This window comes from Kitasatospora sp. NPDC048286, from assembly GCF_043201735.1.
Lineage (GTDB): Bacteria > Actinomycetota > Actinomycetes > Streptomycetales > Streptomycetaceae > Kitasatospora.
Genome location: NZ_JBICZE010000011.1, coordinates 91282 through 118243, shown reverse-complemented (window position 1 = coordinate 118243; position 26962 = coordinate 91282). Strand labels below are relative to the sequence as shown.

General features: G+C 72.8%; 24 protein-coding genes and 1 pseudogene. 10 read left to right on the top strand and 15 right to left on the bottom strand.

From position 1 onward, the window contains the following. The first annotated feature begins 667 nt into the window (after positions 1-667). Positions 668-1030: a hypothetical protein gene (locus tag ACGF13_RS25725; RefSeq protein WP_392879061.1), complete on the top strand. Its 363-nt coding sequence runs from the start codon at positions 668-670 to the stop codon at positions 1028-1030. A gap of 1021 nt (positions 1031-2051) precedes the next feature. Here ACGF13_RS25725 and ACGF13_RS25720 read toward each other — a convergent pair. Then, a complete protein-coding gene (locus ACGF13_RS25720; protein WP_392879670.1) occupies positions 2052-2873 on the bottom strand; it encodes an ABC transporter permease in 822 nt (273 codons plus the stop codon). A 17-nt stretch (positions 2874-2890) separates the two neighbouring features. Next, positions 2891-3856 (bottom strand): ATP-binding cassette domain-containing protein, encoded by a 966-nt coding sequence (locus tag ACGF13_RS25715; protein WP_392879058.1) that lies wholly within the window; start codon positions 3854-3856, stop codon positions 2891-2893. Positions 3857-4245: 389 nt separating this feature from the next. On the opposite strand from ACGF13_RS25715, the gene ACGF13_RS25710 reads away from it, so the two are divergent. The 4 genes from ACGF13_RS25710 (at position 4246) to ACGF13_RS25695 (ending at position 10391) form a co-directional block, all read left to right on the top strand. Continuing rightward, positions 4246-4689, top strand: a complete 444-nt coding sequence (locus tag ACGF13_RS25710) for a pyridoxamine 5'-phosphate oxidase family protein (protein ID WP_392879055.1) — start codon at positions 4246-4248, stop codon at positions 4687-4689. Between the two features lie 44 nt (positions 4690-4733). Then, positions 4734-7790, top strand: a complete 3057-nt coding sequence (locus tag ACGF13_RS25705; protein WP_392879052.1) for an amino acid adenylation domain-containing protein — start codon at positions 4734-4736, stop codon at positions 7788-7790. Between the two features lie 43 nt (positions 7791-7833). Beyond that, positions 7834-9057, top strand: coding sequence for a cytochrome P450 (locus ACGF13_RS25700; RefSeq protein WP_392879050.1), 1224 nt, complete (start codon positions 7834-7836; stop codon positions 9055-9057). A gap of 86 nt (positions 9058-9143) precedes the next feature. Next, complete coding sequence (locus ACGF13_RS25695) at positions 9144-10391, top strand: cytochrome P450 (protein WP_392879048.1); 1248 nt, start codon at positions 9144-9146, stop codon at positions 10389-10391. Positions 10392-10567: 176 nt separating this feature from the next. On the opposite strand, the gene ACGF13_RS25690 is transcribed toward ACGF13_RS25695, so the two are convergent. Then, positions 10568-11974 carry an MFS transporter gene (locus ACGF13_RS25690; RefSeq protein ID WP_392879046.1) on the bottom strand — a complete coding sequence of 469 codons (1407 nt, stop codon included), beginning with the start codon at positions 11972-11974 and terminating at the stop codon, positions 10568-10570. 268 nt (positions 11975-12242) lie between these two features. Between ACGF13_RS25690 and ACGF13_RS25685 the strand changes: the two genes are divergently transcribed. Further along, positions 12243-12932: a TetR/AcrR family transcriptional regulator gene (locus ACGF13_RS25685; protein WP_392879044.1), complete on the top strand. Its 690-nt coding sequence runs from the start codon at positions 12243-12245 to the stop codon at positions 12930-12932. A 71-nt stretch (positions 12933-13003) separates the two neighbouring features. Here the strand turns inward: ACGF13_RS25685 and ACGF13_RS25680 are convergent, their stop codons facing one another. From ACGF13_RS25680 to ACGF13_RS25660, 5 genes are all read right to left on the bottom strand, one after another. Next, positions 13004-13468, bottom strand: a complete 465-nt coding sequence (locus ACGF13_RS25680; protein ID WP_392879041.1) for a hypothetical protein — start codon at positions 13466-13468, stop codon at positions 13004-13006. Next, positions 13461-13715 (bottom strand): hypothetical protein, encoded by a 255-nt coding sequence (locus ACGF13_RS25675; RefSeq protein ID WP_392879039.1) that lies wholly within the window; start codon positions 13713-13715, stop codon positions 13461-13463. Before ACGF13_RS25675 ends, ACGF13_RS25680 begins: the two co-directional genes overlap by 8 nt. Positions 13716-13885: 170 nt before the next feature. Then, a complete protein-coding gene (locus ACGF13_RS25670; RefSeq protein WP_392879036.1) occupies positions 13886-14251 on the bottom strand; it encodes a DUF488 domain-containing protein in 366 nt (121 codons plus the stop codon). Positions 14252-14917: 666 nt separating this feature from the next. Continuing rightward, entirely contained in the window at positions 14918-16312 is a 1395-nt protein-coding gene (locus ACGF13_RS25665; protein WP_392879668.1) for an MFS transporter, read from the bottom strand. A 50-nt stretch (positions 16313-16362) separates the two neighbouring features. Continuing rightward, the gene (locus tag ACGF13_RS25660) at positions 16363-16725 is read right to left on the bottom strand and encodes a MarR family winged helix-turn-helix transcriptional regulator (protein WP_392879033.1); all 363 of its coding nucleotides are present in this window, start codon (positions 16723-16725) and stop codon (positions 16363-16365) included. Positions 16726-16983: 258 nt separating this feature from the next. Between ACGF13_RS25660 and ACGF13_RS25655 the strand changes: the two genes are divergently transcribed. Continuing rightward, complete coding sequence (locus tag ACGF13_RS25655; protein WP_392879030.1) at positions 16984-17277, top strand: DUF1330 domain-containing protein; 294 nt, start codon at positions 16984-16986, stop codon at positions 17275-17277. Between the two features lie 120 nt (positions 17278-17397). Here the strand turns inward: ACGF13_RS25655 and ACGF13_RS25650 are convergent, their stop codons facing one another. Beyond that, on the bottom strand, positions 17398-18072 hold the full coding sequence (locus ACGF13_RS25650) for a pyridoxamine 5'-phosphate oxidase family protein (RefSeq protein WP_392879027.1): 675 nt from the start codon (positions 18070-18072) through the stop codon (positions 17398-17400). Positions 18073-18077: 5 nt separating this feature from the next. After that, positions 18078-19121 (bottom strand): zinc-dependent alcohol dehydrogenase family protein, encoded by a 1044-nt coding sequence (locus ACGF13_RS25645; protein WP_392879025.1) that lies wholly within the window; start codon positions 19119-19121, stop codon positions 18078-18080. Between the two features lie 462 nt (positions 19122-19583). Between ACGF13_RS25645 and tgmA the strand changes: the two genes are divergently transcribed. Genes tgmA through tgmC form a run of 3 tightly spaced genes read left to right on the top strand, consistent with a single transcriptional unit; the run spans position 19584 to position 21963 of the window. Beyond that, entirely contained in the window at positions 19584-19859 is a 276-nt protein-coding gene (gene tgmA / locus ACGF13_RS25640) for a putative ATP-grasp-modified RiPP (RefSeq protein ID WP_392879022.1), read from the top strand. Next, positions 19856-20824: an ATP-grasp ribosomal peptide maturase gene (gene tgmB, locus ACGF13_RS25635; RefSeq protein ID WP_392879021.1), complete on the top strand. Its 969-nt coding sequence runs from the start codon at positions 19856-19858 to the stop codon at positions 20822-20824. The genes tgmA and tgmB overlap by 4 nt, the downstream gene beginning before the upstream one ends. After that, entirely contained in the window at positions 20821-21963 is a 1143-nt protein-coding gene (gene tgmC, locus ACGF13_RS25630) for an ATP-grasp peptide maturase system methyltransferase (RefSeq protein ID WP_392879018.1), read from the top strand. Before tgmB ends, tgmC begins: the two co-directional genes overlap by 4 nt. 71 nt (positions 21964-22034) lie before the next feature. Here tgmC and ACGF13_RS25625 read toward each other — a convergent pair whose 3' ends face one another. From ACGF13_RS25625 to ACGF13_RS25605, 5 genes and pseudogenes are all read right to left on the bottom strand, one after another. After that, positions 22035-23135, bottom strand: a complete 1101-nt coding sequence (locus ACGF13_RS25625) for a D-TA family PLP-dependent enzyme (RefSeq protein ID WP_392879015.1) — start codon at positions 23133-23135, stop codon at positions 22035-22037. Positions 23136-23234: 99 nt separating this feature from the next. After that, positions 23235-23426 (bottom strand): annotated as a pseudogene (locus ACGF13_RS25620) (DUF1214 domain-containing protein); the annotation flags it as partial. A 64-nt stretch (positions 23427-23490) separates the two neighbouring features. Then, on the bottom strand, positions 23491-24867 hold the full coding sequence (locus ACGF13_RS25615) for a dipeptidase (RefSeq protein ID WP_392879012.1): 1377 nt from the start codon (positions 24865-24867) through the stop codon (positions 23491-23493). A gap of 63 nt (positions 24868-24930) precedes the next feature. Further along, positions 24931-25368, bottom strand: a complete 438-nt coding sequence (locus ACGF13_RS25610; protein ID WP_392879009.1) for a hypothetical protein — start codon at positions 25366-25368, stop codon at positions 24931-24933. Further along, positions 25368-26894: an APC family permease gene (locus tag ACGF13_RS25605; protein WP_392879007.1), complete on the bottom strand. Its 1527-nt coding sequence runs from the start codon at positions 26892-26894 to the stop codon at positions 25368-25370. Before ACGF13_RS25605 ends, ACGF13_RS25610 begins: the two co-directional genes overlap by 1 nt. Positions 26895-26962: the final 68 nt, after the last annotated feature.

The following is a 26962-nucleotide window of genomic DNA, read 5'->3' as shown; positions in this document are numbered from 1 at the left end:
ACAGGCCGGACCCAAGCCAACCCGCGACGACGCGACGCGCCGGCCCGACCGGGACCAGACAGCAGACGGAGTCCGCCGACACCTCCCGCACACCGCCACCAGACGCACCCCCACCACAGGCAAGCGGTGACGCACCCAGGGCGGCCGGGGCGCAGCGGCACGCAGGACGCCAGGCAGACAGGCGGACAGACAGACGGGGCGCAGCAACGCGCGGCAGGCCAGGTGAGCCAGGCACAGCAGTGAACGAGACACCAAGCGGACGAGCGGGGTCCGCCGACACCTCCACACACCGCCGTCAGCCCCGCCCCCGGCCCGGGCAAGCGGCGGCGCGCCCAGGCAGGACGGGGCGCAGCGACCCTCGGCAGGCCTGACGGACAGGCGGGCGGGTCGGCGGGGCACGGCGGCGACGGGCTGACGGGAGGACAGGCGCCCGGGGCGCGGTCGGCAGGCAGGGCCACGGCGGCGGACGGGCGAATGGGCGGGCGTGCGGGCGGGAGGGGCGGGGTGCGCGCCGGGTGGCGTGCGGCCCGGGAGCGCGGGCAGGCGGGTGGTGCGGTGACACGCCGGGCGTTCACCCTCACGAGTGATTGTGACACTACGAACACGGGCGGACACTCTGGGTATCCGGAGGGCTCATGGGAGCCCTCCCGGCACAAGGAGGGCCGTCATGGCCGCAGCCGAACCCACCGCCTCCCAGGTCCCGCAGATCACCGGCGCCCTGCAGTCCACCGACACGGAGCAGCGCCTCGCCGACATCGGCGGCAACGTCGGCGCCGTGTGGCGGGGCTGGGTGTTCTGGAGCCCGGGCAACGGGACGTTCAACCTGCAGATCTCGTGGAACGTCATCGGGATCAACTCCACCGTCGTCATCACGGCCTCGGAGATCGACGCCAACGGCAACCGGTTCGTCGGTGCCGCGCCGTTCCAGGTCTCGAGCATCGCCCCCGGCAACGGCGTCGTCACCTTCAAGATCAACATCGGCTGGAACAGCCCCCTCCCGATGCGCACCGACATCCTCGTCTTCAACTGACCACACCCACCCCCACCCACACCCGGCCACCACCCTCACCCCGCCACCCGCGGACCACCCGCACACGGCGGGGTGAACACCTCCCCCGAACACCGGACACCGGCGCGCCGGACACAGGGGGCAGGCGCCGGCACCGGCACCGGGGACAGAAGGGCAGGCACGGGGACCGGCGGGAACCGGCGCCGGCACCCGACACGGACACCGAAGCGGGCACAGGGGCGGGCACCGGCCGCCGGACACAGAGGGTGCCGTGCGCTCAGACCGGGCCGAGGACCCCGACCTGAACGGGACCGCGCACAACCACATCCACAGCGACACCCGTGGCCGCTGTGGTGGACCAGCCGGCTGTGGTGGACCAGCCGGCCGTGCAGGGCGTGCAGGCCGTGCAGGGCGTACTCCAGCGCGGTGAGCACGAGGTCGGCATCCGCCCGTTCGGAGGTGTGCCAGCCCACGATCCGGCGGAAGAAGGCGTCGCGGGTCGTGGCCGGCCACCACGGCCCCTCGCCGGTCGGGACCAGCGAGATGTCGGCCACCCACAGCCGGTCCGGCGCGACGGCGGTGAAGTCGCGCCGCACCAGGTCCGGGGCGAGGCCGGCTGCCGGGTCACGGCCGGTGAAGGAGCGGGACCGGCGCCATCGATACCCGCCCGGAGCCCCGGGCTCTCACCCTCACGACCGGGGTCTGGCCGATTCGGCCCCAGGTTCCGGCGCGCGGCGGAGTCATCGACTGCTCGGCTTCGTCCTCGAAGATGATCCAGGCCCCGCGCTCCGCCGCGGTGCTCTTACCCGCAGGTGCGGGGAGAGGACTAAGACTCTGATGCGCACGGTCCTGTTCGATTCTGTCGACTTGTGGAGGAACTTGTGCGTTTGCGCTCAGGCGCACCGCCCCGGCGCCTCGCCGCCCACTCACCGCGCTCGCCCTGCTCACGGGCGGCGGCGCCCTCGCTGCCGGGCTCCAACTCGCGACCGCCGCACCGGCGATGGTCGTCGAGAACGGGCTCGCCGGAGGGGCGGCAGCCCGGTCAGTCGGTCGCGTTGCGGTACTTGCGTACCGCCAGCCAGGAGAACAGCACCGTGATCAGCAGTGACCAGAGCGCGGACGCCACGATCGGATGCTGCATCGGCCAGACGCGCGCGCCGTCGGCCCCGGGGTTGCCGAACAGGTTCCGGCAGGCCTGGACGGTGGCGCTGAACGGGTTCCAGTAGGCGATCGTCTGCAGCCACTTCGGCATGGTGTCCACCGGTACGAAGGCGTTGGAGAGAAACGTGAGCGGGAAAAGCCAGATCAGGCCGGCCGAACTGGCGGCCTCCGGGCTGCGCACCGACAGACCGATCAGCGCCCCGATCCAGGAGAAGGCGTAGCCCAGCGCGAGCAGCAGCAGGAAGGCACCCAGTGCCCGGAGCACCCCGCGGTGCGCCCCCCAGCCCACCAGCATCGCCACGATCGCCAGCACCAGCAGGGTGAAGGCGCTCTGCGCCAGATCGGCCAGAGTCCGCCCGGCGAGCACCGCCGAGCGTGTCATGGGCAGCGAGCGGAAGCGGTCCATCAGGCCCTTGGTCATGTCCTCCGCGATGCCGGCGGAGGCCCCCTCCACCGCGAAGGTGACCGTCTGGGCGAAGATCCCGGCCATCAGGAACTCGTGGTAGCCGCCGCCCGGTACGTTGATTGCGCCGCCCAGCACGTACGAGAAGAGCAGCACGAACATCACCGGCTGCAGCAGCCCGAGGATCACGATCTCGGGGATCCGGGTCATCCGGCGAAGGTTCCGCTGGGCGATCACCCAGGAATCGCGTGCCATCTGGACGACTCCGCCGCGCGGGTGCGGGATCGCTTGTCCCCTCATCACGGTGTCGACCACGGTCAGGCCTCCTTGCCAGGGACGGTCTCCCCGGCTGTGTGGCCGGTGAGGAAGAGGAAGACGTCGTCGAGGGTGGGCCTGCGCAGGCCGATGTCGTCGATGAGGATGCCCCGCCCGTCCAGCTCGCGGATGACGTCGGCGAGTACCCGGGCACCCCCGTCCACCGGCACGGCGATCCGCCGGGTGTGCTGCTCCACACTGGGCCGGCCCTTGCCGTACGGGGTGAGCGCCGCGACGGCCGCACCGATCAGCTCGCGCTGGTGGACCACCACTTCCACCCGTTCGCCGCCGATCCTGGCCTTGAGGTCGTCGGCGGAGCCGCGTGCGATCACCCGGCCGCGGTCGACCACGGCGATGTCGTGAGCGAGTCGGTCGGCCTCCTCCAGGTGCTGGGTGGTGAGCAGCAGGGTGGTGCCCTCCGCCACCAGCATCTCGATGACCTCCCACAGCGCCAGCCGGTTGCGCGGGTCCAGACCGGTGGTGGGTTCGTCGAGGAACATCACCGGGGGTCGCACCACCAGCGCCGCCGCCAGGTCGAGCCGGCGGCGCATGCCGCCGGAGTAGGTCCTGGCCAGCCGGTCGGCCGCCTCGGCGAGGTTGAACCACTCCAGCAGCTCCCGGGCGCGCGCCTTGGCGGCCCTGGTCCGCATCTGGTAGAGCCGGCCGACCATCTGGAGGTTCTCCCGGCCGGTGAGGTACTCGTCGACCGCCGCGTACTGGCCGCACAGACCCATCAGACTGCGAACCCGGGCCGGGTGCCTGAGCACGTCCACGCCCGCCACGTAAGCGCTGCCGGCGTCGGGCCGCAGCAAAGTGGTGAGCACCCGTACCGTGGTGCTCTTGCCCGAGCCGTTGGGGCCGAGCAGGCCCAGTACCGTCCCCTCCGGCACGTCCAGATCGACCCCGTCCAGGGCCCGTACGTCGCCGAAGGTCTTCACCAGGCCCTCGGCTCGGATGGCCGCCCTCATTCGCCTCCTCCTTCTCCCGGTGAACCACCTGACGGCCGGCGCTGACAGGACCTCTCATTCTGCTTTCCGGCGGGGAGCGCCCCGGTAGCCCACGCGCTGGCGGGCCCCGTGTTCGCAGTGGCCCGTCCGGCAGCCCGCCCGGATGCGAGCCACCCGGGTGTGGTGGAAGTCTGGGAGAGGGGCCGGGGCGGCCGAGCCGCCGGGTTCCCGAAGGCCGCGTGCACCGGCCGAGGGCGGCTGCGGTGCCGCACGGACCTGCGGCGGTCGCGCGCCGGCCGGTCGGAGGTGACTCCGTCGGCTCGTCCTCCGCACCACGATCAACACCGTCGACACCGGACGCGTTTTCTGTCGGCCCCTGCCGAATCGAGGCGGTACCAGTGGATCTCAGGATGTCGGTCGAAGACCGGGAGGAATTCCTCGCCGGAGTGCACGTGGGGATCCTGGGGGTGGACGATCCACGCGACGGCGGTGGGCCGTTACTGCTCCCGGTCTGGTACTCCTACCGGCCCGGCGGGCTGGTGACGGTCCAGACCGGGCGGGAAACGCTGAAGGCCCGGCTCATCCGCGGGGCGGGCCGGTTCAGCCTGTGCACGCAGAACGAGACGCCACCGTACCGGTACGTCAGCGTGGAGGGGCCCGTGGTGGCCGTCGAGGACCCGGTCCCGCCGGCCGAACACGAGGAACTGGCCCACCGGTACCTGGACCCGGACACGGCGACGGCGTACCTGGCGGCCAACCGCCGGCAACTGGCCGACAACCTCCTCATCCGCATGAGGCCCGAAAGATGGCGGACCGCCGACTTCGCGGCCTTCGCCGAGGAGTTCGAGCATTAGCTGCTCGTGCCACCCGGACATGCAGCAGAGAGCGGGACATTCCGATGAACACCCGCGCGACAGCGCACCAGGCGGTGGACCAGGACGCCGGGAAGGCGGGCTATCCGCGCGACCGCTGTCTCCACGAGCTGTTCGACGCCCGGGCGGCACACGGCCCGCAGGCCACCGCCTGCACACAGCACGGCCGCGACATCAGCTACGGCGAGCTGAGGATCCGATCCGACGCGCTGGCCACCCGGCTGCACGACTCCGGTGTGCGGCACGGCGACATGGTCGGAGTGTGCGGGGTACGGTGCCCGGAAGCGCTGGTCGCCTTCCTGGGAATCCTCAAGACCGGCGCGGCGTACGTCCCGCTCGACGACGCCTTACCGCCGGCACGGCTGCAGGCGATGGCTGAGGACGCGGGGGTGCACACCGTCGTCATGCTGCCCGGCAGCGCCCGCCGCATCCGGCGCGTGCGCACCCGTGTCGAACTGGGCGGCCCGGCACCGGCCGTACCCGGGGCCGCCGTACCGCGGCCCCGGGTACGGCCCACCGACTGCGCCTATGTGATGTTCACCTCCGGCTCGACCGGCCGCCCCAAACCGGTGGCGATCCCGCACCGCGGAGTCGTGCGGCTGGCGGTCTCCGACCTGGTCGGCCAGCGACCTCGGCCCGGTGAGCGGGTGCTGCACGCCTACGGCCTCTCCTCGGACGCCTCCACGATCGAGATCTGGCCCGCGCTGCTCGCCGGCGCCTGCATCGTGATCGCCTCCCAGGAGGAACTGCTGTCACCGGCCGCCCTGGAGTCACTGCTGCGCTCGGAACACGTCGCCGTCGCCTATCTGACCACCGGGGTGTTCCACCTCGTCGCCCGCACCATGCCGTCGGCACTGCGGTCCCTGCGGTTCGCCTCGGCCGGCGGTGAGGCGATGGACCCGGAGCTGGCCCGCGCGGTACTGGCGGCCTGCCCGGGCACCGCCGTGGTCAACTTCTACGGCCCGACCGAGAACACCGTCGTCTCCACCGCACACCTGGTACACGACCTGCCGCCCGAGGTGACGGCCGTGCCGATCGGCCGCCCGCTGGAGAACTCCACCTGCCAGGTACTGCGTGCGGACGGCACCCCCGCCGGCACCGGCGAGGAAGGCGAACTCCTCGTCGGCGGAGACGGGCTCGCACTGGGATACCTCGGCGACCCCGAGCTGACCGCGGAGCGCTTCGTCGACAACCCCGTCGAGCCCGGTACACGCCTCTACCGCACGGGCGACCGGGTACTCCGGCGCGCGGACGGCGCACTGGAGTACCGGGCCCGGATCGACAGGCAGATCAAACTGCGCGGGCACCGCATCGAACCGGAGGAGATAGAGACCCGGCTGCGGGCGGACGACGCGGTGGGCGAGGCCGTCGTCGAACGGGACGGCGACGCACTGATCGGGTACGTGACACCGGCTCGCCCCGGCCAGGCGCTGCCCCTGGACCGCATCCACAACTCCCTCGCCACCTGGCTGCCCGCCGCCGCGGTACCCGCGCGGCTGGTCGAACTCGCACAGTTCCCGGTCACCGCCGGAGGCAAGGTCGACCGTCACCGGCTGCGCAGGCCGGCGGCGACCGAAACCGCCGCCACCCCGGCAGCGGCGGACGGCCCCGGGCCCGGTGGTCCGCAGGACACAGTGGCGCAGGTGTGGCAGGTGGTACTGGGCGTGCACCCGGCACCGGGCGACAGCTTCTTCGCCATCGGCGGCGACTCCCTGCTCGCAGCCGAGGCCGTCACCCGTACGCTGACCGCCTTCGACCTCGACGCCCGGCACGGCCGCACCCTGGTCCACAGCCTGCTGCGATCCCCCGCGCTGGAGGACTTCACCGCCGCCGTCGTTGCCATCAGGGACCGGCCCGGCAAGGCGAGCGCCGACACGGGACCGGTGGACTTCCGCGCCGAAGCACAACTGGGCTTCACCCTGCCGGCGCAACGCGGATCGGCCCCCGACTGGCGGCACCCCGGGGAGGTGCTGCTCACCGGCGCCTCCGGCTTCGTCGGCGCGTTCCTGCTGGCCGCGCTGCTGCGCCGCACCGATGCCCGGGTGCACTGTCCGGTTCGAAGCCGGGACGGTGCCCACGCCCGGCAGAAGGTGGCGCTGACCTCGGCCCGCTTCGACCTCGCCACCGTCGAAGCCGCCGACCGCGTCGTGTGCTTCCCCGCCGACCTCGCCGAGCCCGGCCTCGGTCTGGAACCAGGCCGCGCCGACGAGCTCGCCGACACCCTCGACCTGGTGATCCACGCGGCCGCGCAGGTCAACTTCCTCTACCCGTACGAGGCGCTGCGCCGCACCAACGTGGAAGGCACCAGGGAGATCGTCCGGCTGGCGGCCGGGCGCGGTGTACCGCTGCACTTCCTCTCCACCATCGCGGTGCTGGCCGGCTTCGGAACCGCCGGTGTACGGCACGTCGACGAGGACCTGCCGCTCGACCACGCCGACCGGCTCACCATGGGCTACGCCGAGAGCAAGTGGGTCGCCGAAGAGGTGCTGCGCAACGCCGCGGACCAAGGCCTGCCGGTGGCGGTCTACCGGCCGTACGAGATCACCGGCGACCGGCACACCGGCGCCTGCAACACCGACACCGCGATCTGCTCGCTGTTCAAGACGATCAGCGAGACCGGGCTGGCCCCCGACATCCCGCTGCCGCTGGACTTCGTTCCGGTGGACTACCTCGCCGACGCGGTGGTGCACATCGCCACGGGGCACCGCACCACCCGCCGGACCTACCACCTGACCAATCCCCGCGCGGCGAGCCTGCACGACATGCTCGACCGGATGGACGCGGGTGGTCACCGGATCAGCCGGCTCCCCTACGAGGAGTGGGTGGGCGAACTCGTCCGCCATGTCGCGCAGCACCCCACGAGCCCCACGGCCCCGTTCGTCTCCCTGTGTGTGGACCGCTGCAAGCAGGCGGACATGTCCGTCAAGGAGATGTACTTCGAGGGCACCTTCCCGACCGTCGGACGGGCCAACGTCGAGCGCGACCTGGCCGCCGCGGGCCTGCACTGCCCTCCGGTCGACGCGGAGCTGCTGGACCGCTACCTGGAGTACTTCTACGCCACCGGCTACATCGAGCGCCCGTGACCGCAGCACCCTCGCGAGCCGCACCCTCGGAAGAGGAGCGAGCATGACCTCACAGCCGACCAGTGCGCCGGTACCCGGCCCCGAGCCGGACGTACTGGAGTTCCCGCTCCCGCCGCCGGGCACCATGGGGCCGCCCGAGGAGTGCGCACGGCTACGCGAAAGCCGCCGCATGGCCAGGGTCGGGCTACCGATGGACGCCACCGCCTGGTACGCCACCCGGTACGAGGACGTCCGGGAGCTGCTCGCGGACCCCCGGCTGATCCGGCCGAGCATCAACGACTGGCCGCCCCGCCCCGGGCAGGCCGCGGACGGCGGGCCGCGCCTGATCACCATGGCGGAACTGGACGGCCCCCGGCACGTGGCGCTGCGCAGGGCCATGGCTTCGGCGTTCAGCTTCCGAGCCGTCCGGGACCGGCTGGCGCGCATCCGTGAACTCGCCGAGCACCTGCTGGAGGAGGTCGAGGCGGACGGTCACCCCGGCGACCTGGTCGCCGGATTCACCGAACCGTTCCCGCTGCTCGTGCTGTGCGACCTGGTGGGCATCCCCTACCAGGACCGGGACTGGTTCCTTCCGGTGCTGGACGCGGCCCTCGACGGCATGGTGACCTCCGAGGAGGCGAACAGGGTCACCGGCCTGCTGCGCGAGTACACGGCCGAGCTGATCGCACGGAAGCGGAGCCGACCCGGTGACGACGTCCTGACCCGGTTGGTCGGCCAGTGCGACGGCGGAGCGCTGACCCATGACGAGGTGACGGCCTTCGGGCTGTCCATGCTCACCGTCGGGTTCGGCATCAGCGGCTTCTTCCTGGCCGACTCGGTGCACACCCTGTTGGAGAGGCCAGAGCTGTGGGCCCGCCTGCGCGACCACCGCGACCTCATACCCGTGGCGGTGGAGGAGATGCTGCGTTACATGCCGGTGATGAACGGCACCGTGTTGCTGCTGGCCACCGAGGACATCGAGGCAGGCGGGCAGAGCATCCGCGAGGGCGACGCCGTCATCCCCGTACTGGCCTCCGCCAACCGTGACGGGAGTGTGTTCGCCGACGCCGCCCGGTTCGACCCGTGCCGCGCGGACAACCCGCACCTCACCTTCGGCCGGGGAGCCCACAACTGCGTCGGCGCCCACCTGGCACGCGCCGAACTGACCGTCGGACTGGAGGCGTTGTTCGACCGCTTCCCCCGGCTGCGCCCGGCCGACGGGCGCGAACCCCTCTGGGACGACCAGTCCGTCACCAAGTCACCACTGACGCTCCCGGTCAGCTGGTGAACCGGCCCGCAGGCCCCTCGCACCCGGTCGGGCCCAGTCGACCGGGCGCCCGCGCCCGGTCGCACACGAGAAGGGGAGGTCCAGCCGTGAACACCACGCCGGAACCTGTCGTCGACGTGCCCGTCATCGACCTGCCCCTCCCGCCGCCGGGCACGATGGGGCCACCCGAGGAGTACGGCCGGCTGCGCCAGGAGTGCCCGCTGGCGAAGGTCCGGCTGCCGATCGGTGCCACCGCCTGGTACGCCACCCGGTACGACGACGTCAAGGAACTGATCGCCGACTCCCGGCTGATCCGGCCGACCATCAACGACTGGCCGCCCCGCCCCGGTCGGGCCCCCGGTGACGAGCCGGGCCTGATCACGATGATGGAACTGGAAGGCCCCCGGCACGCCGCCCTGCGCAGGGCGTTGAGCGAGCCGTTCAGCGTCCGGTCCATCCGGAGCAGGCTGCCGAACCTCCGGCAGTCGGCCGACCGGTTGCTCGATGCGTTCGTCGGCGGCGACCAGCCCGGCGACCTGGTCGTCCGGTTCCTGGAGCCCTTTCCCGTCATGGTGATGTGCGACCTGGTGGGCATCCCCTACGACGACAGCCGGTACTTCCTGCCCAAGGCGGACGCCGCGCTCGGGGCCCTGCTCACCCTGGAGGAGGGCCGCGAGGCCACCTCCCGATTGCGCGCGTACATCACCTCGCTGCTCGACGGGAAGCGGCGTGAGCCCGATGACGACGTGCTCACCGAACTGGTCCGCGAGTGCGAGCACGGCACGCTGGACCATGAGAGCGCGGTGAGCTTCGGGCTCTCCATGCTGGTCGCCGGATACCGCACGAGCACCATGTTCCTGGCCGACGCCGTGCTGACCCTGCTGACCGTGCCCGGCGAGTACGCACGTCTGCGCGACAACCGCGACCTCATGCCCGGTGCGGTGGAGGAACTGCTGCGCTATGTACCGGTGATGAACGGCGTCGTCGTCCTCCAGGCCGTCGAGGACATCGAGCTGCACGGCCGGACGATCCGCGCCGGCGACGCCGTGCTGCCCGTACTCGCCTCCGCCAACCGCGACGGAAGTGTGTTCGCCGACGGCGACCGGCTCGACCTGTGCCGCGCGGACAACCCGCACCTCACCTTCGGCCGCGGAGCGCACAACTGCATCGGCTCCCACCTGGCACGGGCCCAGATGACCGTGTGCCTGGAGGCGCTGTTCGACCGGCTCCCCGACCTGCGCCTGGCCGAAGGCTGCCAGCCCATCTGGGAGGACGGGTCACCGAGCAAGTCACCCATCACTCTGCCCGTCAGCTGGAGCGCCCCGAGTCCGCCGCGTAGGCGGCAGCCCTGGTGATGTCCCGTCGCTTCGGCAATGCCGGCGGGGAGACCGCGTCAGTTGTTCACGTCGAACACAGCGGTGACGGGCGCGGCCCCACCGAAGCTCCGCCGCCGGCAATGGTGCAGGGCCACATTTCGCCCATCACTCACCCATCACGTCAGCCTGGTCCGCCCCCGAGGAGGTGCGTGCCGTCAGGCTCGCGGGGCGGGCGTCGGCGCCGGACCGGGCTTCGGGGCCGGGCCGGGAACGAACAGCACCGCGAGCAGGGCCGCCACCGCCAACAGCCCGGCCGTGACGACGAACGCACGGTCGTAGCCGGCCGCGAGCGCCTCCAGCGGCTCGTGTCCCTCACGTGCCACGCTGCGGGTCGCGGCCACCGCGAGCGAGGAGAGCACGGCCAGGCCGATGCTGCCGCCGCACTGGCGCCCGGCGTTGAGCAGCCCGCTGACCAGTCCGGCCTCGTGCGGGGCCACGCCCGAGGTGCCCATCGCCGTGTTGGCGACCATGCAGATCCCGACGCCGGTGCTGGTGACCACGCACGGGCCCACGAACGCGCTCAGGTAGCCGGAGTCGACGCCGAGTCCGCTGAACCAGAGCATTCCGAGGCCCGCCAGCAGCAGTCCGGCGGTGAGCGTGGCCCGCGCCCCGAAGCGGGCACCAATGCGGCCGGCCGCCATGCTGCCGGCCATCACGCCCGCGCAGAACGGCAGGAAGGCCGCACCGGCCGCGAGCGGGCCGTAGTGCAGGACATTCTGGAGGTGCAGCGAGCAGAAGTAGAAGCCCACCAGCATCGCCGCCCCGAGCAGGGTGACGATCACGCTCGCGGTCCATGCCGTCCGGGCCCTCAGCACACCGAGCCGGACGATCGGCGCGGAGGCGAAGCGGGCCTCCCAGCAGAGGAACGCGATGCCGACGAGCGCGGCGGCCCCGAGGGTGGCCAGGGTCCGTGCCGAGGTCCACGGGTGCCGGTCGGTCTCCATCAGCCCGTAGACCAGTGCGCACATCGCCCCGGTCCCGAGCACCGCACCGACCAGGTCGAGCCTGCCCGTGCGCGCCGGCCGGACGGTGGCGACCGAACGGACGGCCAGGACGCCGGCCACCAGCACCAGCGGGACGTTGACGAAGAACACCCACCGCCAGTCGAGCAGGTCCGTGAGCACGCCGCCGAGCAGGACGCCCAGCGCGCTGCCCGCCGCCGTCACCATCGACCAGACGCCCAGGGCCCTGGCCCTGGCCGTCCCCTCGGCGAAGGTGACCATGATGAGGGTGAGGCTGATGGGCGCGAGGAGCGCGGCGGCCACGCCCTGCCCGGCCCTGGCGGCGATCAGCTGCGCGGGGGTCTGCGCGAATCCGCCGAGCACGGAGGCGAGCCCGAACAGTGCCAGACCGGCCAGCAGCGCGCGGCGGTGTCCCACCAGGTCGGCCACCCGGCCGCCCAGGAGCAGCAGTCCGCCGAAGGCGAGCGCGTAGGCGTTGACGACCCAGGGCAGGGCGCTGTCGGCGAATCCCAGGGCGCGGCCCATCGCGGGCAGGGCGATGTTCACGATGCTCGCGTCGAGCGTCACGACCAGTTGGCACAGGCTCGCCGTGGCGAGCACCAGGCCGGCGCGGGGATCGGAGCGGCCGGCGCGGGGACCGGAGCGGCCGGGGCGCGGACCGGGACGGCCGGGGCCGTCCGGGGCGGCTCCGGAGCGCCTCCCGGCCCCGGAGCACCTCCCGGGCGCGGTCGTCGACGATGCGGGAACGGTTGATCCGGGCACGGCCACCTCCAGATGCGAACAGTGTTCGCGTAAGGTAAGCCTTACTTTATTGGTCTCGCAAGCCCCGCAGGTGAAGGCCGGTCCGGCGGCGTGGCAGGATGACGAGATGGCAGAACGAGGAACGACGATCGACCGCGGCCGCTACGGCCCCCGGCGCCCGCGTCCGGGACTGACCACGGACGCCGTCGTCGCCGCCGCGCGCCGACTCATCGAGCGGGACGGCATCGACGCGCTCACCATGCGGGCCGTGGCCACCGAACTCGACACCGCCGCCGCCTCGCTGTACCGGCACGTCGCCGACCGCGACAGCCTTCTGCTCGCCGTCCTCGACGAGATCGCCGACGGGATGCCCGTGGACGTCCCGGGTGACTCCCCCACCGCCAGGCTTCTCCACCGGCTCCTCGACGCCCACGACTTCCTCGCCGGGCACGTCTGGGTCCTGCACGTCCTCATCCGCGGTGAACTCGCTTCCGAGCGGGCCCTGCCCTTCACCGACGCCTGCCTGGCCGACCTGATGGCCGCCGGGCTCCGGCCCCCGCAGGCGGCAGCCGCCCACCGCTCCTGCTGGCAGCTCCTGGTCGGGGAACTCCTCTCCGAACACCCCGTCAGCCGCCCGCGCGAGCCCAGTCAGCGGACCGCCGCGCTCGCCGCCGCCGACTCGCGGACCCTCCCCGCCCTGGTGCTCTCCCGCACCGCAGCCCCCTACCTGGGCCCGGGCGCCCACTGCGCCGAACTGCGCCCGGCCCTGGCAGCGCTGATCGACGGCCTGGTGTCCCGGGCCGACTCCGCGCGGTAGCCGCACCCGAGCAGTAGCCGAGCGGGCAGGCCCCCGGACGGGGACCGGCCAGGAGAGTTCGCCGAGCGGGTTCATCTCCTGTACGTCGACCAGCCGGTGGCGAACCGGTCCATGAGGGGCATCGTCTTCGGAGGTTCCGGCGACGACGGTGCCCTCGTCCACGAAGGCGTCGGCGCCGTCAGGCGCGCCGCCGCGCGTACCGAGGCCGCCGTCTGCGGGGCCCGCGGAGACCGGACGGCGATCCGGGCGAACGGCGAGGGCCGGCGCAGGTCGACCTGGACGACGCCGCCGGCACGCGTGCGCAGCGCGAGGAAGTCCCGCCCGCCGGGATGCCGCCAGACTCCCAGGCACAGCGTGTCGGGAATCAGCAGTCCCCGCTCCCTGAAGCCGCGGAACACCCGCCACGGGTCCCGGAGGACCGCCACGTCCTCGACCGCCGTCAGCGGCACCCGGACCGGCGCGGTCCCGGTCACCAGCCGCTCCCACCAGGAGAGCCGGAGCACCAGGTCACCGCCCTCGACGGTCAGCTCAGCCATCGCCTCGCGCCCCTCCCGTCGGACGGCTCCCCGCTCGGGCGACCGCGGGTGGGCGTCCGCGCTCCGGGCGGGGCGGCGCGCCCTCGGGGGTGTACGGCGGGTCCGCCGGCGTGCCGTCCCGGGAGGAGTACTCCCACTCCCGCCCGTCGTCGTGGTGGTAGTGCCGGATGTCGTAGCCGGTGCTCCACTGGCGCCGGCGGTGGCCGCAAGTGAACTCCGTGCGTTCCAGGGCGAGTTCGGTGATCAAGGCCGAGGCCTCCTTCCTCGGTGGCCGGGCCCGGCCTTCCTCGGTGGCCGGTCCCGGCGGCGGGCGCAATCCGGGCCGACCGGGACAGTGCACGTGGCCGCGTGGACGCCGGCGGGCCCGCGCCGGTGGTCAGGGTTCGCGGGCGTGGCAGGACTCGGTGTCCGTGGCGGTCAGTGTCTCCGCCGGGCCAGCCATTCGGCGAGCACGGCGGCCTGGCTGTGGTCCGCGTCCTTGGTGGCGGTCAGCAGCGTGAGCTTGTCGTGGGCGGCGAGGTCGCGCAGGTGCCCGGCCGCTTCGTGGTGTCGCGCATCCCGCAGTTCGGCCAGGTAGCGGCGGCGGAACTCGGGGAACCGGCTCGGCTCGTGGCCGTACCAGCGGCGCAGCTCGGTCGACGGGGCGACGTCGCGCAGCCACTCGTCCAGGTCGGCGTCCTCCTTCTTCATCCCGCGCGGCCAGACCCGGTCGACGAGCACGCGCTGCCCGTCCTGGGGCGAGGCTTCCTCGTAGATCCGCCGGTAGGCGATCCGTGTGGCCATGGGCGGCTTCCTTCCAGGTCGATCGGCTGCTTCGAGCGCTTTCGACCCTGGCGGTGTGGGTCGGGGCAGCGCTCGGGCCGCCGGACGCCGGTCCGGTGACCGGCTGGGACGGCCCGCGACACCGCGGGCGTCCCACGAGGGCGTCTGCCCGGATCAGGAGGATCCTCACCTGGCCCGTGGCTCCGCCGTACATCCGATCCATGACCAGCCGATTCACGACCAGCCAAGCCATGACCAGCCGATTCACGACGCGATGCGCAGCCGGCGTCCACCGGAGGCCTTCTCGACCACCTTCTGGAGTTCGTCGCGGTTCATCGTCGAACGGTGCGGGATGTCCAACCGCGTGGCCCTCTCGTAGAGCTCGGCCTTGGTGAGCTGCTTCAGGTCCTCGTCGCCGGCGGAGACCCGCTTCTTCGCGGCCGGCTTCCCGCCCCCGCTGCGGGAGCGCGAGGTGCTCTTCTTCCCGCCGGTGGCCCTCGCGGTGCCCTCGGCCTTCGGGGTGCTCTCCGCCCTCGCGGTGCTCTCGGCCTTCGGGGTGCCTCGGCCTTCGGGGCCGATCCGCCCGTACGCGAGGCCCCCGCCCGGGGGCGCTCACCGCCGCGGGCGGTGTCCAGTCTCCTCGGCGCCGACCAGGGCGACGGGGCCGCCGCCCTTCCGGCGAGCCGGTCATCGGCTCGACCGGCCCTGACTCGGCACGCCGGCCGTGGCCGCGGTGGGGTTGGTCTCGGGCGGGCGTCGGCGGGCGAGAGCGGTGGCGGTCAGGGCGGTGACCGCCATCGCGGCGATGCCGACCAGCGCTGCGGTGGTGTAGGCGTGGTCGTTCGGGAAGAGATGACCGGTGTCGGTGCCGGTGGCCAGGACCAGGCCGCCCATCGCGCTGCCCAGGGAGTACCCGACGCTGCGGACGACGTAGTTGAAGCTCATCGCGCTCGACGTCTCGCTCTTGGGCGTGACGGCCAGGATGACGCCGGGCATGGCGGCCGAGAAGCTGCCGACGCCGAAGCCCAGCACGCCCATCGCGACGAGCAGTTCGGCCAGGTTCGACCGGGCCGTGGCGAAGAGGACGAACCCGCCGCCGACGATGACGGCGCTGCCGGCCAGGAGCAGGGGTGCGTCGATCAGCGTCCGAACCCGGGGCGTGAGTTTGCCGGCGACGAACCCCAGCACCGAGAACGGGACGAGGACCAGCCCGGCGACGAAGGTGGTCAGCCCGAAGCCGTAGCCGGCGCTGTGCGGCGTCTGCGCGTACCGCGTGATGAGCGTCAGCAGGAGGTACATGCCGCTACCGCCGACGAACATGGCGATGTTCGCTCCGGCGACCGCCGGGTGCCGTACCGCCCGGATATCGACCAGGGGCGTCTTGCCGCGCAGCTCGGAGGCTGTCCAGACGCACAGCAGGAGCACCGCGACGACGGCGAGGATCACCGCCACGGCGAGGTGACGGCTCCACAGGCTCCGCTGGCCGGCCAGGAACAGGACGAGGAACAGTCCACCCGCGAGGACGAGCGCGCCCGTCACGGTCACGTGAGCGGAGCGGCCTTCGGGAGCCGCGGGTATGGAGCGCCACGCGGTCAGGAAGGCGACGGCGGTGACGAACAGACCGAAGCCGTAGGCGGCCCGTACGCCGCCGATCTCGGCGAGCAGTGCGGTGAGCGGGTAGCCGACGCCGGCGCCGATGATCGAGACCACCGAGATCAGGGCGATCGTCGCCGTGCTGCGCTCCTCGGGAAGGTGGTCCCGGGCCACGCCCATCATCAGCGCCGTCAGACCGAGCCCGACGCCTTGGGCCGCCCTGCCGATGAGCAGCCCCGCGAACGGCAGTGGCAGCACGGTCAGCGCACTGCCGACGACGACGATCGCCAGCGTGGCGAGGATCGTGGCCCGTCGGTGCGGGCCGGCTCCGAGTCGGCCGAGGACGGGCGTGGCGACGGCTCCGCTCAGCAGTGCGACGGTCAGCGTCCACTGCGCGCTGTCGAGCGAGACGTGGAACGTGGTCGCCACGCTGGTGATCAGCGGTGCCCCGAGGCTGGCGACCGCCGCCACGACCAGGGCGATGAACATCAGGGCGGGGACCAGCAGCCGCACCTCGGAGCGCTCCGGGGTGCGCCCCGTCACCGCTTCGGCCCTTCGCGGTCCCGGCTTTCGATTTCTGCCAGGTGTGCCAGCGCCGGAAGCGCCGCCACCAGGGCCTCGACCTCGTCGTCGGCGAGTTCGTCGATCAGCCGCGCGAACGCGTCGGCGCCCGCCTGGCGCCGCGCCTGGACGTACGACGCGCCGGCCTCGGTCAGACACACCAGCGTGACCCGCTTGTCGGACGCGTCGCCCCTCCGCTCGACCAGTCCGGACTCCTCCATCACCCGGACCAGCACGGTCATCGCGGGCTGGGTGACACCCTCGCTCTCGGCCAGATCCGTGATGCGTCGCGGGCCGGTCCTGTGCAGGGTGGCCAGGGTGGCGGCGGACGTGATGCTCATGTCGCGCGGAAGGCGTCTCACAGCCCTGGTGGCCAGCCCGTAGAGGGCCGACCCGATCGCAGTGGAAGCGCCACGAGTGGCGTCTTGACGGCTCATGCGCGAAGCATACGATATTTATATGAATGCTTTATGTATCTCTCCGCGCCGAGGACGACATCACCACCCGCAGGGCGGTGCCGGACGGCTCCGCCGCCGGGATCGAGCGATCCGAGCGTCGATTCGAAGTCGGACATGTCCGGCCGAACACAGGAGGTTTCCATGGCCAAGGGCTACTGGGTCAGTGTCTACCGCACCATTTCCGACCCCGAGAGGCTGACTGCCTACGACAAGCTGGCCCGTCCGGCCGTCCGAGCCGGGGGCGGGCGGGTCCTGTCCCGTGGTGGTCGACTCGTCGCCCACGAAGCCGGAAACACGCAACGCGTCGTTCTGATCGAGTTCGACAGCTTCGAACAGGCCGTCGCGGCATACGAGAGCGAGGCTTACCAGAAGGCGCTGGTGGTCCTCTCCGACGGTGTCGAGCGCGACTTCCGCATCGTCGAGGGCATCGACTGACCGACGGGCACGGCACTCCGGTGATCCGAAACGCTGGAGTGGAGCGCTTCCGCCGGGCGTAGGCGCTGCTCCGGTGGATCCCTCCGCCGCGCGCGGCGGCCCGGTCGCCGCGGCGAAGGGTCACCCCGCCTGGACGCGGCGGCCGGTGACGCCCGCCGGGCGGACGCGCACCCACAGCGGGCGGGGGCCGCCGGCCCAGGGGGTGGCGCCCGGGAGGGCGGAGAGGTGCTGCTCCTCCTCCGGGGTGTCGACGTGGTGGGCCTCGCCGAGGACGAGGACGCTCCAGCCCTGGCGGCGGTGTTCGTCGATGTGGTCGACCTCGAAGGAGACGGGCGCCCCCTCGTCGGGAGCGGCCGCCCCCCGGGGAGCGGTGCGGTAGGCGATCGTCCGGGCGTCCACCACGTAGTTGACCGGGAGCACGACGGGCGCCGACGAGCCGGGCAGGCCGATCCGGCCGATGCCCCGGGCGCCGAGCAGTTCCCAGCACTGCGGCTCGGTGAGGCGGCGGAGCCCGGCGCGCGGGGCGGCGTCGGCCTGGCCCGGCGGGGCGTCCGGACGCCGACCGGACAGCAGCTCGGGCCAGGTCATGCCGAGCACGGCGGTGATCCGGACGAACCCGGGCGGGTCGAACTCGGGCCCCGAGCAGAGCAGTTGTCTCAGATAGGCGGGCGACATCGCGGCCCGGTGGGCCAGCATTCCCTCGCTCAGGCCGAGTTGCTCACGCCGCCGGTCGATCCGGGTGGCGATGTCGGCCGGGTCGGGACGGTCGGTGGTGCCGGCGACTCCTGCGTACATGGCGATCACGTCCGGAACAGCGCGACCTTGAGGGCGCCGGTGTCGGCCGCGTCGGCGAAGACGTCGTACGCCTCCTGCATCTCGTCGAGGCCGAAGCGGTGGGTGACCAGCCCGCCGGTGTCGAGCCGGCCGACGGCCAGCATGTCGAGCAGCATCGGGGTGCTGCTGGTGTCGACCAGGCCGGTGGTGATGGTGACGTCGCGGATCCAGAGCTCCTCCAGGTGCAGCACCGCCGGCTGCCCGTGCACGCCGACGTTGGCGACCCGGCCGCCGGGGCGCACCAGGTGGGTGCACAGTTCGAAGGTCTCGGGCATGCCGACCGCCTCGATGGCGACGTCCACGCCGAGCCCGTCGCGGCTGAGCTTGCGGACGGCGTCGGGGGTGGCCTCGGCGGAGGTGAGGACGGTGTCGGCGCCGAAGCGCTCGGCGGCGGCGAGGCGGCTTCGGGTGAGGTCGACGGCGATGACGCGGGCGGGGCTGTAGAGCCGCGCGGTCAGGACGGCGGCGAGGCCGACCGGTCCGGCGCCGACGATCGCGACGGTGTCGCCGGGGCCGACGCGGCCGTTGCGGACGCCGACCTCGTAGGAGGTGGGCAGGATGTCGGCGAGCAGCAGGGCGTCCTCGTCTCGGACGCCTTCGGGAAGCCTGTGCAGGGAGGTGTCCGCGAAGGGGGTGCGGACGTACTCGGCCTGGCAGCCGTCGACGAGGTGGCCGAGGATCCAGCCGCCACCGCCGGTGCACTGCCCGTAGCTCGCGGCCCGGCAGTAGGCGCACCGGCCGCAGGCGGAGACGCAGGAGATCAGCACGCGGTCGCCGGCCGCGACGGTGCGCACGCCGGGGCCGGTCTCGGTGACGGTGCCGAGGGCCTCGTGGCCGAGGACGCGGCCAGGCCCGACCTCGGGGACGTCGCCCTTGAGGATGTGCAGGTCGGTGCCGCAGATGGTCACCGCGTCCACCCGGACGACGGCGTCCTCCGGGTCGCGGACGGTCGGGTCGGGGACGTCGCCCCAGGTACGGCGGCCTGGTCCGTGGTAGGTGAGCGCTTTCATGGCGGCGGTCGCTCCTCTCGGAGGGCTTGGCCGGGGCGGAGCCGGACCGGTTCCGCTCGTACTTCCAGCGTTCTCCGCGGCCGGGCTCGTCGCCAGGGACCGATGGCCCCCGTTGCACCCTGCCCTTCGGCGGGCACGCCCACGCCGGCCGGTGGGCATCACCCCGCCCGGCACCCCGGGCATCGGGGCGGGCCACCGAGGTCCTCCGGAACGAGAAGATCCGCCGATGGCGTACGACGCAGGTGGCGTCCTGCGCGGCCGTGCCGGCGCTGACCGCGGCCACCGTGATGGTGGGGGCACCCCCGCCTCCGCGACAACCGGGGATCAGCTGACCGTGGTGAGGGGCAGTGCCGGCCCCGTCAACCTGGCATATTCCGTCCTCCGGAGCGGACTTGAAAGCACCCCCGCGGATCGGCAAAGTGATGGGCCAGTGAACCGGCACCATCGATACGAGGAGGATGCATGACGCAGACGCCCGTACCGTGGGGCATCGGCAGGATGAGGCCGTACGCGGCCACCACTGCCACGCTCCCGGCGCTCACGCCCGTGATCGACCCCGAGACGCAGATCGCGGTCGTCGTGGACGAGAACGGCCGAACGGTGGAACTGGGTTCCCACGGCACCAGCACCAGCGGGCTCACTCCGACCACCACCCGCCCCGGCGACGGGGCCGGGCCGGGCGGTTCGACCGACGCCGACAGCACCGAGTCCTACGACCAGGACCAGAGCGGCAGTTGACACATCGCCGCCGCCGGCCGGTGCTGGTGCTGACCAACCCGTGTGACGTCACCGCGGACGTGGTCCTGCGCATCCTCGCGCACCGCCGCGCCACCGTGGTCCGTCTCGACCCCGGCACCGACCTGCACACGGGCGCCTCGCTGACCGCCTCGTTCCGTACGGGCGACCAGCGGGGCACCCTGCGCACCCGGAGCCGCACGCTCGACCTCACCGAGGTGGGGGCCGTGTGGGTGCGCAGGGCCTCCCCGTACGAGGGGCCGGTCGACCTCGACGGCCAGGAACGCCGCTTCGCGGCCTCGCAGACCGTGTGGGGCGCGGGCGGCATCCTCGCCTCCCTTCCCGGAGCGCACTACGTCAACCACCCGTGGGCCAACCGCGCCGCGGAGCACAAGCCCGCGCAGCTCTCCGCCGCGCAGCGCTTCGGATTCGCCGTCCCGGACACCCTGATCACGAACGACCCGCAGGAAGCACGGGACTTCGTGGCGCGCCGGCCGACCGGGGCGGTCTACAAGCCCGTGTGGAACACCCCGTACTCCGTCGACGGTGAGCCGCGGGCCGTGTGGGTGCGGGAGGTCGGGTCGCAGGAGATCACGGACGCGGTCCGGGCCTGCCCGCACATGTTCCAGGCCCGGGTTCCCAAGGCGTTCGACGTCCGGGTGACCGCCGTCGGCGACCGGCTGTTCGGCGTGCGGATCGACAGCCCGGACCTCGACTGGCGCCGCCGGCAGGACCTGATGACCTGCACACCGATCGCCGTACCCGAGCCGGTCGCGAGGTCCGTGGTCCGCTACCTCGGCCACTTCCGACTGGTGTTCGGGGCGTTCGACTTCGCCGTGACGAGTGACGGCGGCTGGTCCTTCCTCGAATGCAACCCCAACGGCCAGTGGGCATGGCAACCGCCCGGGACCACCGACGGCATCGCCCACGCCCTCGCCGACGAGCTACTGAGAGGCCCTGACGCATGAGCACGTCCGAAGAGCTGCGCGCCGCCCTGGCGGCCGGCCTCGCCGAGAACGGCGCGCTGTCCGACCCGGCATGGATCAAGGCGGCCGAAGCGGTTCCCCGCGAGGTCTTCGCCGGGGCGTACTTCCTCCCGGTCGAAGGCAGCAACCCGACCGGCTACCGGGTGGTGCGGCGGGGAGACCCCGGCTGGCTGGAGGGGATCTACACCGACCAGACGCTCGTCACCCAACTCGACGGTCGCACCGGAGCGGACGACGCGGGCGGGCAACCGGTGGTCGGCGCCCCGTCGTCCTCCTCCACCCTGCCCTCCCTCGTCCTCGGAATGTGGCAGCGGCTCGGAACGGACACCGGACACCGCGTCCTCGAGATCGGCACCGGGACCGGCTACTCGACCGCCCTCGGCGCACACCGGCTCGGGGACGCCAACCTCACCAGCATCGAGTACGACCCCGAGGTCGCCGAACGCGCCGCCGCCGCCCTGCGGACGGCCGGCCACGCGCCCCGCCTCCTCGTCGGCGACGGGCTGCGCGGCGACCCGGACGGCGGCGCCTACGACCGACTGATCGCCACCTGCTCGGTCCGCTACCTGCCGATGCCCTGGCTCCACCAGGTGAAGCCGGGCGGGCGCATCCTGGTCACCCTGTCCGGCTGGAGCTACGCCTCGGGCCTGGCGGAGCTCACCGTGACCGGCCCGGGCGAAGCCGCCGGCCGGTTCCTGCCCGGCTACACCAGCTTCATGATCGCCCGCCCGCACGACCGCCCGCCCCGCTCGTCCGTCGCCATGCTGCCCGGCGACGAACGGCCGAGCCTGATCGACCCGGCCGTCATCGACACCTGGACCGGCAGCTGGGTCGCCCAGCTCGCCGCGCCCTCCGCCGAACGCATGGGCAGCGGCGCGACCCAGATCCTCTCCGACGTCGCCACCGGTTCCCAGGCCCGCACCACACCCCGTCCCGGCGGGGGCTGGACCGTCACCCAGCGGGGCCCACTGCGGCTGTGGGACCGCGTCGAGGAGGCCGTACACCTCTGGCAGCAGGCCGGCGAGCCGCACCAGCGGGGCTTCGGGATCACGGTCTCACCTGCCGGGCAACGGGTGTGGATCGGTACGGAGGACGGCCCGGGCTGGGACCTGCCGATCTGAGCCGGGGCCGGGCTTCCAGGGCGTGTCTGACAATTCGCGCCAGGCGTGCGACGGGAATTGTCAGACACGCCCTAGGAGTTCCGGCCCCGTGCGGCGACGCGCCAGCGGCCCACGACCTCGCCGCCGCTGACGACCGCGACGTCGTCGACGAGGTTGACCGCCACGCAGACGTGGTTGGGGATCACCCGCAGCCGCTCGCCGAGGGCGGGCAGGTCGCCGCCGTCGGGCCAGACCACGGTGGCGTGGTGCTCGGACAGGGCCGTGATGCGGGCGTCGGGCTCGTCCATGAGCCGGCCGAAGCCCGTGGCCCACGCGGGCCGGTCGCCGCCGAGGACCTTGCTGCCCGCGTCCAGGACGATCCGCCGGGGTGCGGTGCCGTCTCCTTCGTGACGGCTGACGACGGTCGCCGCGACCGTCAGCGCGATGTCCTCGATCGCGCACCGTCCGAGTTCGAGCTGCTGGGCGTCACCGAACACGTAGACGCCCGGCCGTACTTCGGTGATCGCCGAGGTTCCCGCCAGCTCCGCGGTGGGGGTGGATCCGCCGCTCACCCGGGTGACGTCGAATCCCGCGGCGGTGAGCAGTTCGGCGGCCCGCCCGAGGGCCTGCTCCTCCTCCCGCGCCGCCTGCTCGGGCATGTCCGGCGCGTAGCCGTGGCCCGGGAACGTGAACACTCCCCCGACCCGGAACCCGGCGGCGGCGGCCGCGCGGGCCACCGCCACGGCCGCGGCCGGGAGGACACCGCTGCGGTGGTGGCCGCTGTCGATCTCCACCAGGACCTCGATGTCACCGGCCGCGTCGCCCAGCTGCCGACCGGCTGCCCCGACGGCTTCCGCGGAGTCCGCTCCGATCGCGATCCTGGCCCCGGCGGCGAGCCGCCGCAGCCGTTCCGCCTGACGGGGGCCGATCCAGAGCGGATAGGCGATGAAGAGGTCGGTGGCGCCGTGCTCGGCGAAGACCTCGGCTTCCCCGATGGTCGCCACCGTCAGCCCGACGGCCCCCGCGGCGAGCTGCAACTCGGCGATCTCCGGCATCTTGTGGGTCTTGGCGTGCGGGCGCAGCCGCAGGCCCTTGGCCCGCAGCCCGGCCGCCATGCGGTCGACGTTGCGCCGGAGCACGTCCAGCTCGACCACGATGTCCGGGGTGTCGACGTCCTCGGGGACTCTGGTCATCGGCTTCCTCGTCGTCTCGGACCACGCCCGTGCGGGCGCGCGGGCACGGGCAAATCTGCCACATGCCCGCGCGCCGGCTCGGCTCGGGGCCGGGACCGGTCAGTCGGCGGGCTGCAGGGCCGGGGGCTGCCAGGTCCCGTCGACGGCCGAGGAGTCGGGGGCGTACAGCCGCATGGTGAGGGAGAAGGCGCCGTCGGCGGGGATGGGCAACCAGTTGGTCCGGTTGAGGGGGGGATTGTCGATGAGGTAGCTGTCGGCGTCGTAGGCGGTCAGCGACCAGAAGGCGCCGACGGGCGGGAACTGGCCGCCACCGACCCCGGGCGCCGACCGCTACCGCCGACCGACAACGCGACGGTCAGCGCGGTCTCCGGCCCGATGAGCGGCTGTCGGCGAAGTACCGGAGGAACAGCGCCTCGACGTGGGCCATCCGCCGGATCTCCTCCGGATCGACGCTCTCGTTCGGCGCGTGGATCAGGCAGCGCGGCTCCTCAACGCCCATCAGCACGATCTCCGACTCCGGGAAGGTGGTGGCGAGGACGTTGCACAGCGGGATCGAACCGCCCTGGCCGAGGAAGGACATCGGCTTGCCGTAGACCTCCCGCATGGCCTGGTCGAGCGCGGCGTACGCGGGCCCGCCAGTGTCGGCCCGGAACGGTGCGCCGGCGCTCTCCCGCTCCACCGACACCCGGACGCCCCAGGGCGCGGCCGCCTCCAGGTGCGCGACCAGGGCCTCCTGGGCGGTGCGGGCGTCGGTGCCGGGCGGCACCCGCAAGCTCACCCGGGCCCGGGCGGCGGCCGGGACGGCGGCGACGGAGCCGACCACCGGAGGGCAGTCGATACCGAGGACGGTGACGGCGGGACGGGACCAGAGCCGGTCGGCGACGGTGCCGGAACCGGTGAGCCGGACATCGTCCAGCACCCCGGCGTCGGTCCGGAAGGTGCCCTCGTCGTAGCCGGCGCCGCTCCAGGTGCCGGTGCAGTCCAGGCCGTCGATCCGGGTGCCGCCGTCGGCGTCGCGCAGCGAGTCCAGCATCCGGATCAGCGCGGCCAGAGCGTCCGGGGCGGGGCCGCCGAACATGCCGGAGTGCACGTCGCCCCGGAGCGCCTCGACGCCGACCACGACGTTGACGACCCCGCGCAGCGAGGTGGTGACGGTGGGAACGCCGACGGCGGCGTTGCCGGTGTCGCAGATCAGCAGGGCGTCCGCGTGCAACTCGTCGGCGTGCGGGGGCACGTACTGTTCCAGGCCGCCGGTGCCCTGCTCCTCGGAGCCCTCGACCGCCAGCTTGAGTCCGACCGGGACGTCGTCGCCGAGCGCCCGCAGCGCGGTGAGGTGCATGACGATGTTGCCCTTGCAGTCGGCGGTGCCGCGCCCGTACCAGCGGCCGTCGCGCTCGGTGAGCCGAAACGGCTCGGAGGCCCAGGCGGCTGCGTCGAGCGGGGGCTGGACGTCGTAGTGGCTGTAGAGCAGGACGGTCGGGGCGCCGGGCGGGGGCGGGCGGTGGCCGAGCACGGCGTGGCTGCCGTCCGGGGTCTCCGCCAGGTGGACGTCGCGCAGGCCGACCCCGGCGAAGGCGGCGGCGACCCACTCGGCGGCCTCCCGGCACTTCTCCGGCGGGTACTGCCGGGGGTCGGCGACGGACGGGATGGCCACCAGCTCGGCCAGGTCGGCCTGCGCCCTGGGCATCAACTCGTCGATCCGGCGGGCGAGTTCGCCGGTCGCCTGAGACATCTGGAACGTCTGAGGCGCCTGGGGTGTCCGGGGTGTCTGGGGTGTCTGGGGCATCCGGGGCTCCTACTCGCGGACGGTGTCGCGCAGGTCGAGGTCGTCGATCCGGTCCTGGACGGCGGCGAGGCGGTCCGGGCAGTACACCGACAGCACGATCGCCTCGGCCCGCACCACCTCGCGGTCGGACAGCACCGGGCGCTGGCCGGGCCCGTCGGCGCCGTTGGACATCCCGTACGTCCACTGCGCCTGGTTGAGCGCGCCCGCCGGGTCGGCGCAGACCGCGCCGCCGTCCTCGCCCAGGGTGTGGACGATCTGGTCCCGGGTGGGCACCGGGTAGCCGGCCGCACTCAACTTGGCCGAGAGCTGCTTCGCCTTCTCGGCGGCCCGGTCGGTGCCGTGCAGCTGGGCGAACGACAGCAGGCCGGTGATCAGCATCGCGACCAGCAGGGCGACCGAACCGAGGTAGATCCAGCGGTGCCGGGAGGCCATCGGACTCCTGGCCATCACGCGTCCCCTTCCGTTCCGCGCCGTTCGTGCGCCTCCTGGGCGGCCAGCTCGGCCTCGGCCTCGGGCGAGCGCCAGCTCGGCTTGCGCAGCCGCAGGAAGAGGGCGGGGGTGACCAGGCCGAGCAGCAGGCCGCCGCCGACGATCTCGACGTACGTCCAGACGCTGCCGCTGCCGAACTGCGAGGACGGCACGAAGCCGATCGCCATCGCGGCGGCCGAGGAGAGCAGGCCGATCACGCAGATCGGCACCAGAGCCGGGGCCCGATAGCCGCGCGGGTGGTCCGGCTGGGTGCGGCGCAGCCGGATCGCCGCGGTGAACATCAGCAGGTAGACGATCAGGTACACCTGGGTGGTGATCACCGAGAAGATCCAGTAGGCGCTGGAGACGTTGGGGATCAGCGCATACAGCAGGGCGATGACGGTGGTGACCACGCCCTGGGCGACCAGCAGGTTCTGCTGGACGCCCTCCCGGTTGAGCCGCTGCAGGAACGGCGGCAGGTAACCCTCCTGGCGGGAGATCATCAGCAGGCCCTTGGAGGGCCCGGCCAGCCAGGTCAGCATGCCGCCGAGCGAGGCGGTGATCAGCGCCACCGCGATGACCGGGGTGAGCCAGCCGATGCCGAAGTACTGGAAGAAGGCGTCGAAGGCCTGCATCACCCCTGCGGTGAGGCTCAGTTCGCTGGACGGCACCACCCAGCTGATCGCCAGCGCCGGCAGGATGAAGATCGCCAGCACCATCGCGGAGGCGGTGAACATCGACCGCGGGAACTCCCGGGCCGGGTTGCGCAGCGAGGAGACGTGCACCGCGTTCATCTCCATGCCGGAGTAGCTGAGGAAGTTGTTGACGATCAGCACCAGGCTGGCCAGCCCGGTCCACTCCGGGAACAGGTGCGCGGCGTCCATCGGGGCGGCGGAGGAGTTGCCCTGCCCGAGGAAGACGAGGCCGAGCACGACCAGCAGGGTGCCGGGAATCAGGGTGCCGATCACCAGGCCCGTCGAGGAGAGCCCGGCCACCGCCTTCGTCCCGCGCGAGGAGACCCAGACGCCGGTCCAGTACAGCACCATGATCACGACCGCGGTGTACGGGCCGTTGCCGGCCAGCCGCGGGTTCACCACGTACGCGATGGTGGAGGCCACGTACGCCAGCAGCGACGGGTAGTAGAAGATCGTCATCGCGAACTGGCACCAGACGGCCAGGAAGCCCAGCGGCTTCGACAGCCCCTCCGAGACCCAGCGGTAGACGCCGCCCTCCCAGCCGGAGGCCAGCTCGGCGGAGACCAGCGCGGTCGGCAGCAGGAACACCAGCGCCGGGACGAGGTAGAGGAAGACGCAGGCCAGCCCGTACACCGCCATGGTCGGGGCGGAACGCAGGCTGGCCACCGAGCTGGTGGTCATCAGGGCGAGCGTGATCCAGGACATCAGCGGGGCGGTGGCCAGCCGGCCGGCCACCGCCCCGCCGCGCTCCCGGGTGGCGGGGCCGGCGTCGTCTCCGGGACCAGGTGGGGGCGCGTCCGTGGAACTCATCGGTCCTCCTCCGGTACGGCCTGGTCGGCCGTGCGGGGGCGCATCGTTCGGAAGGCGTCCCGGGGCGG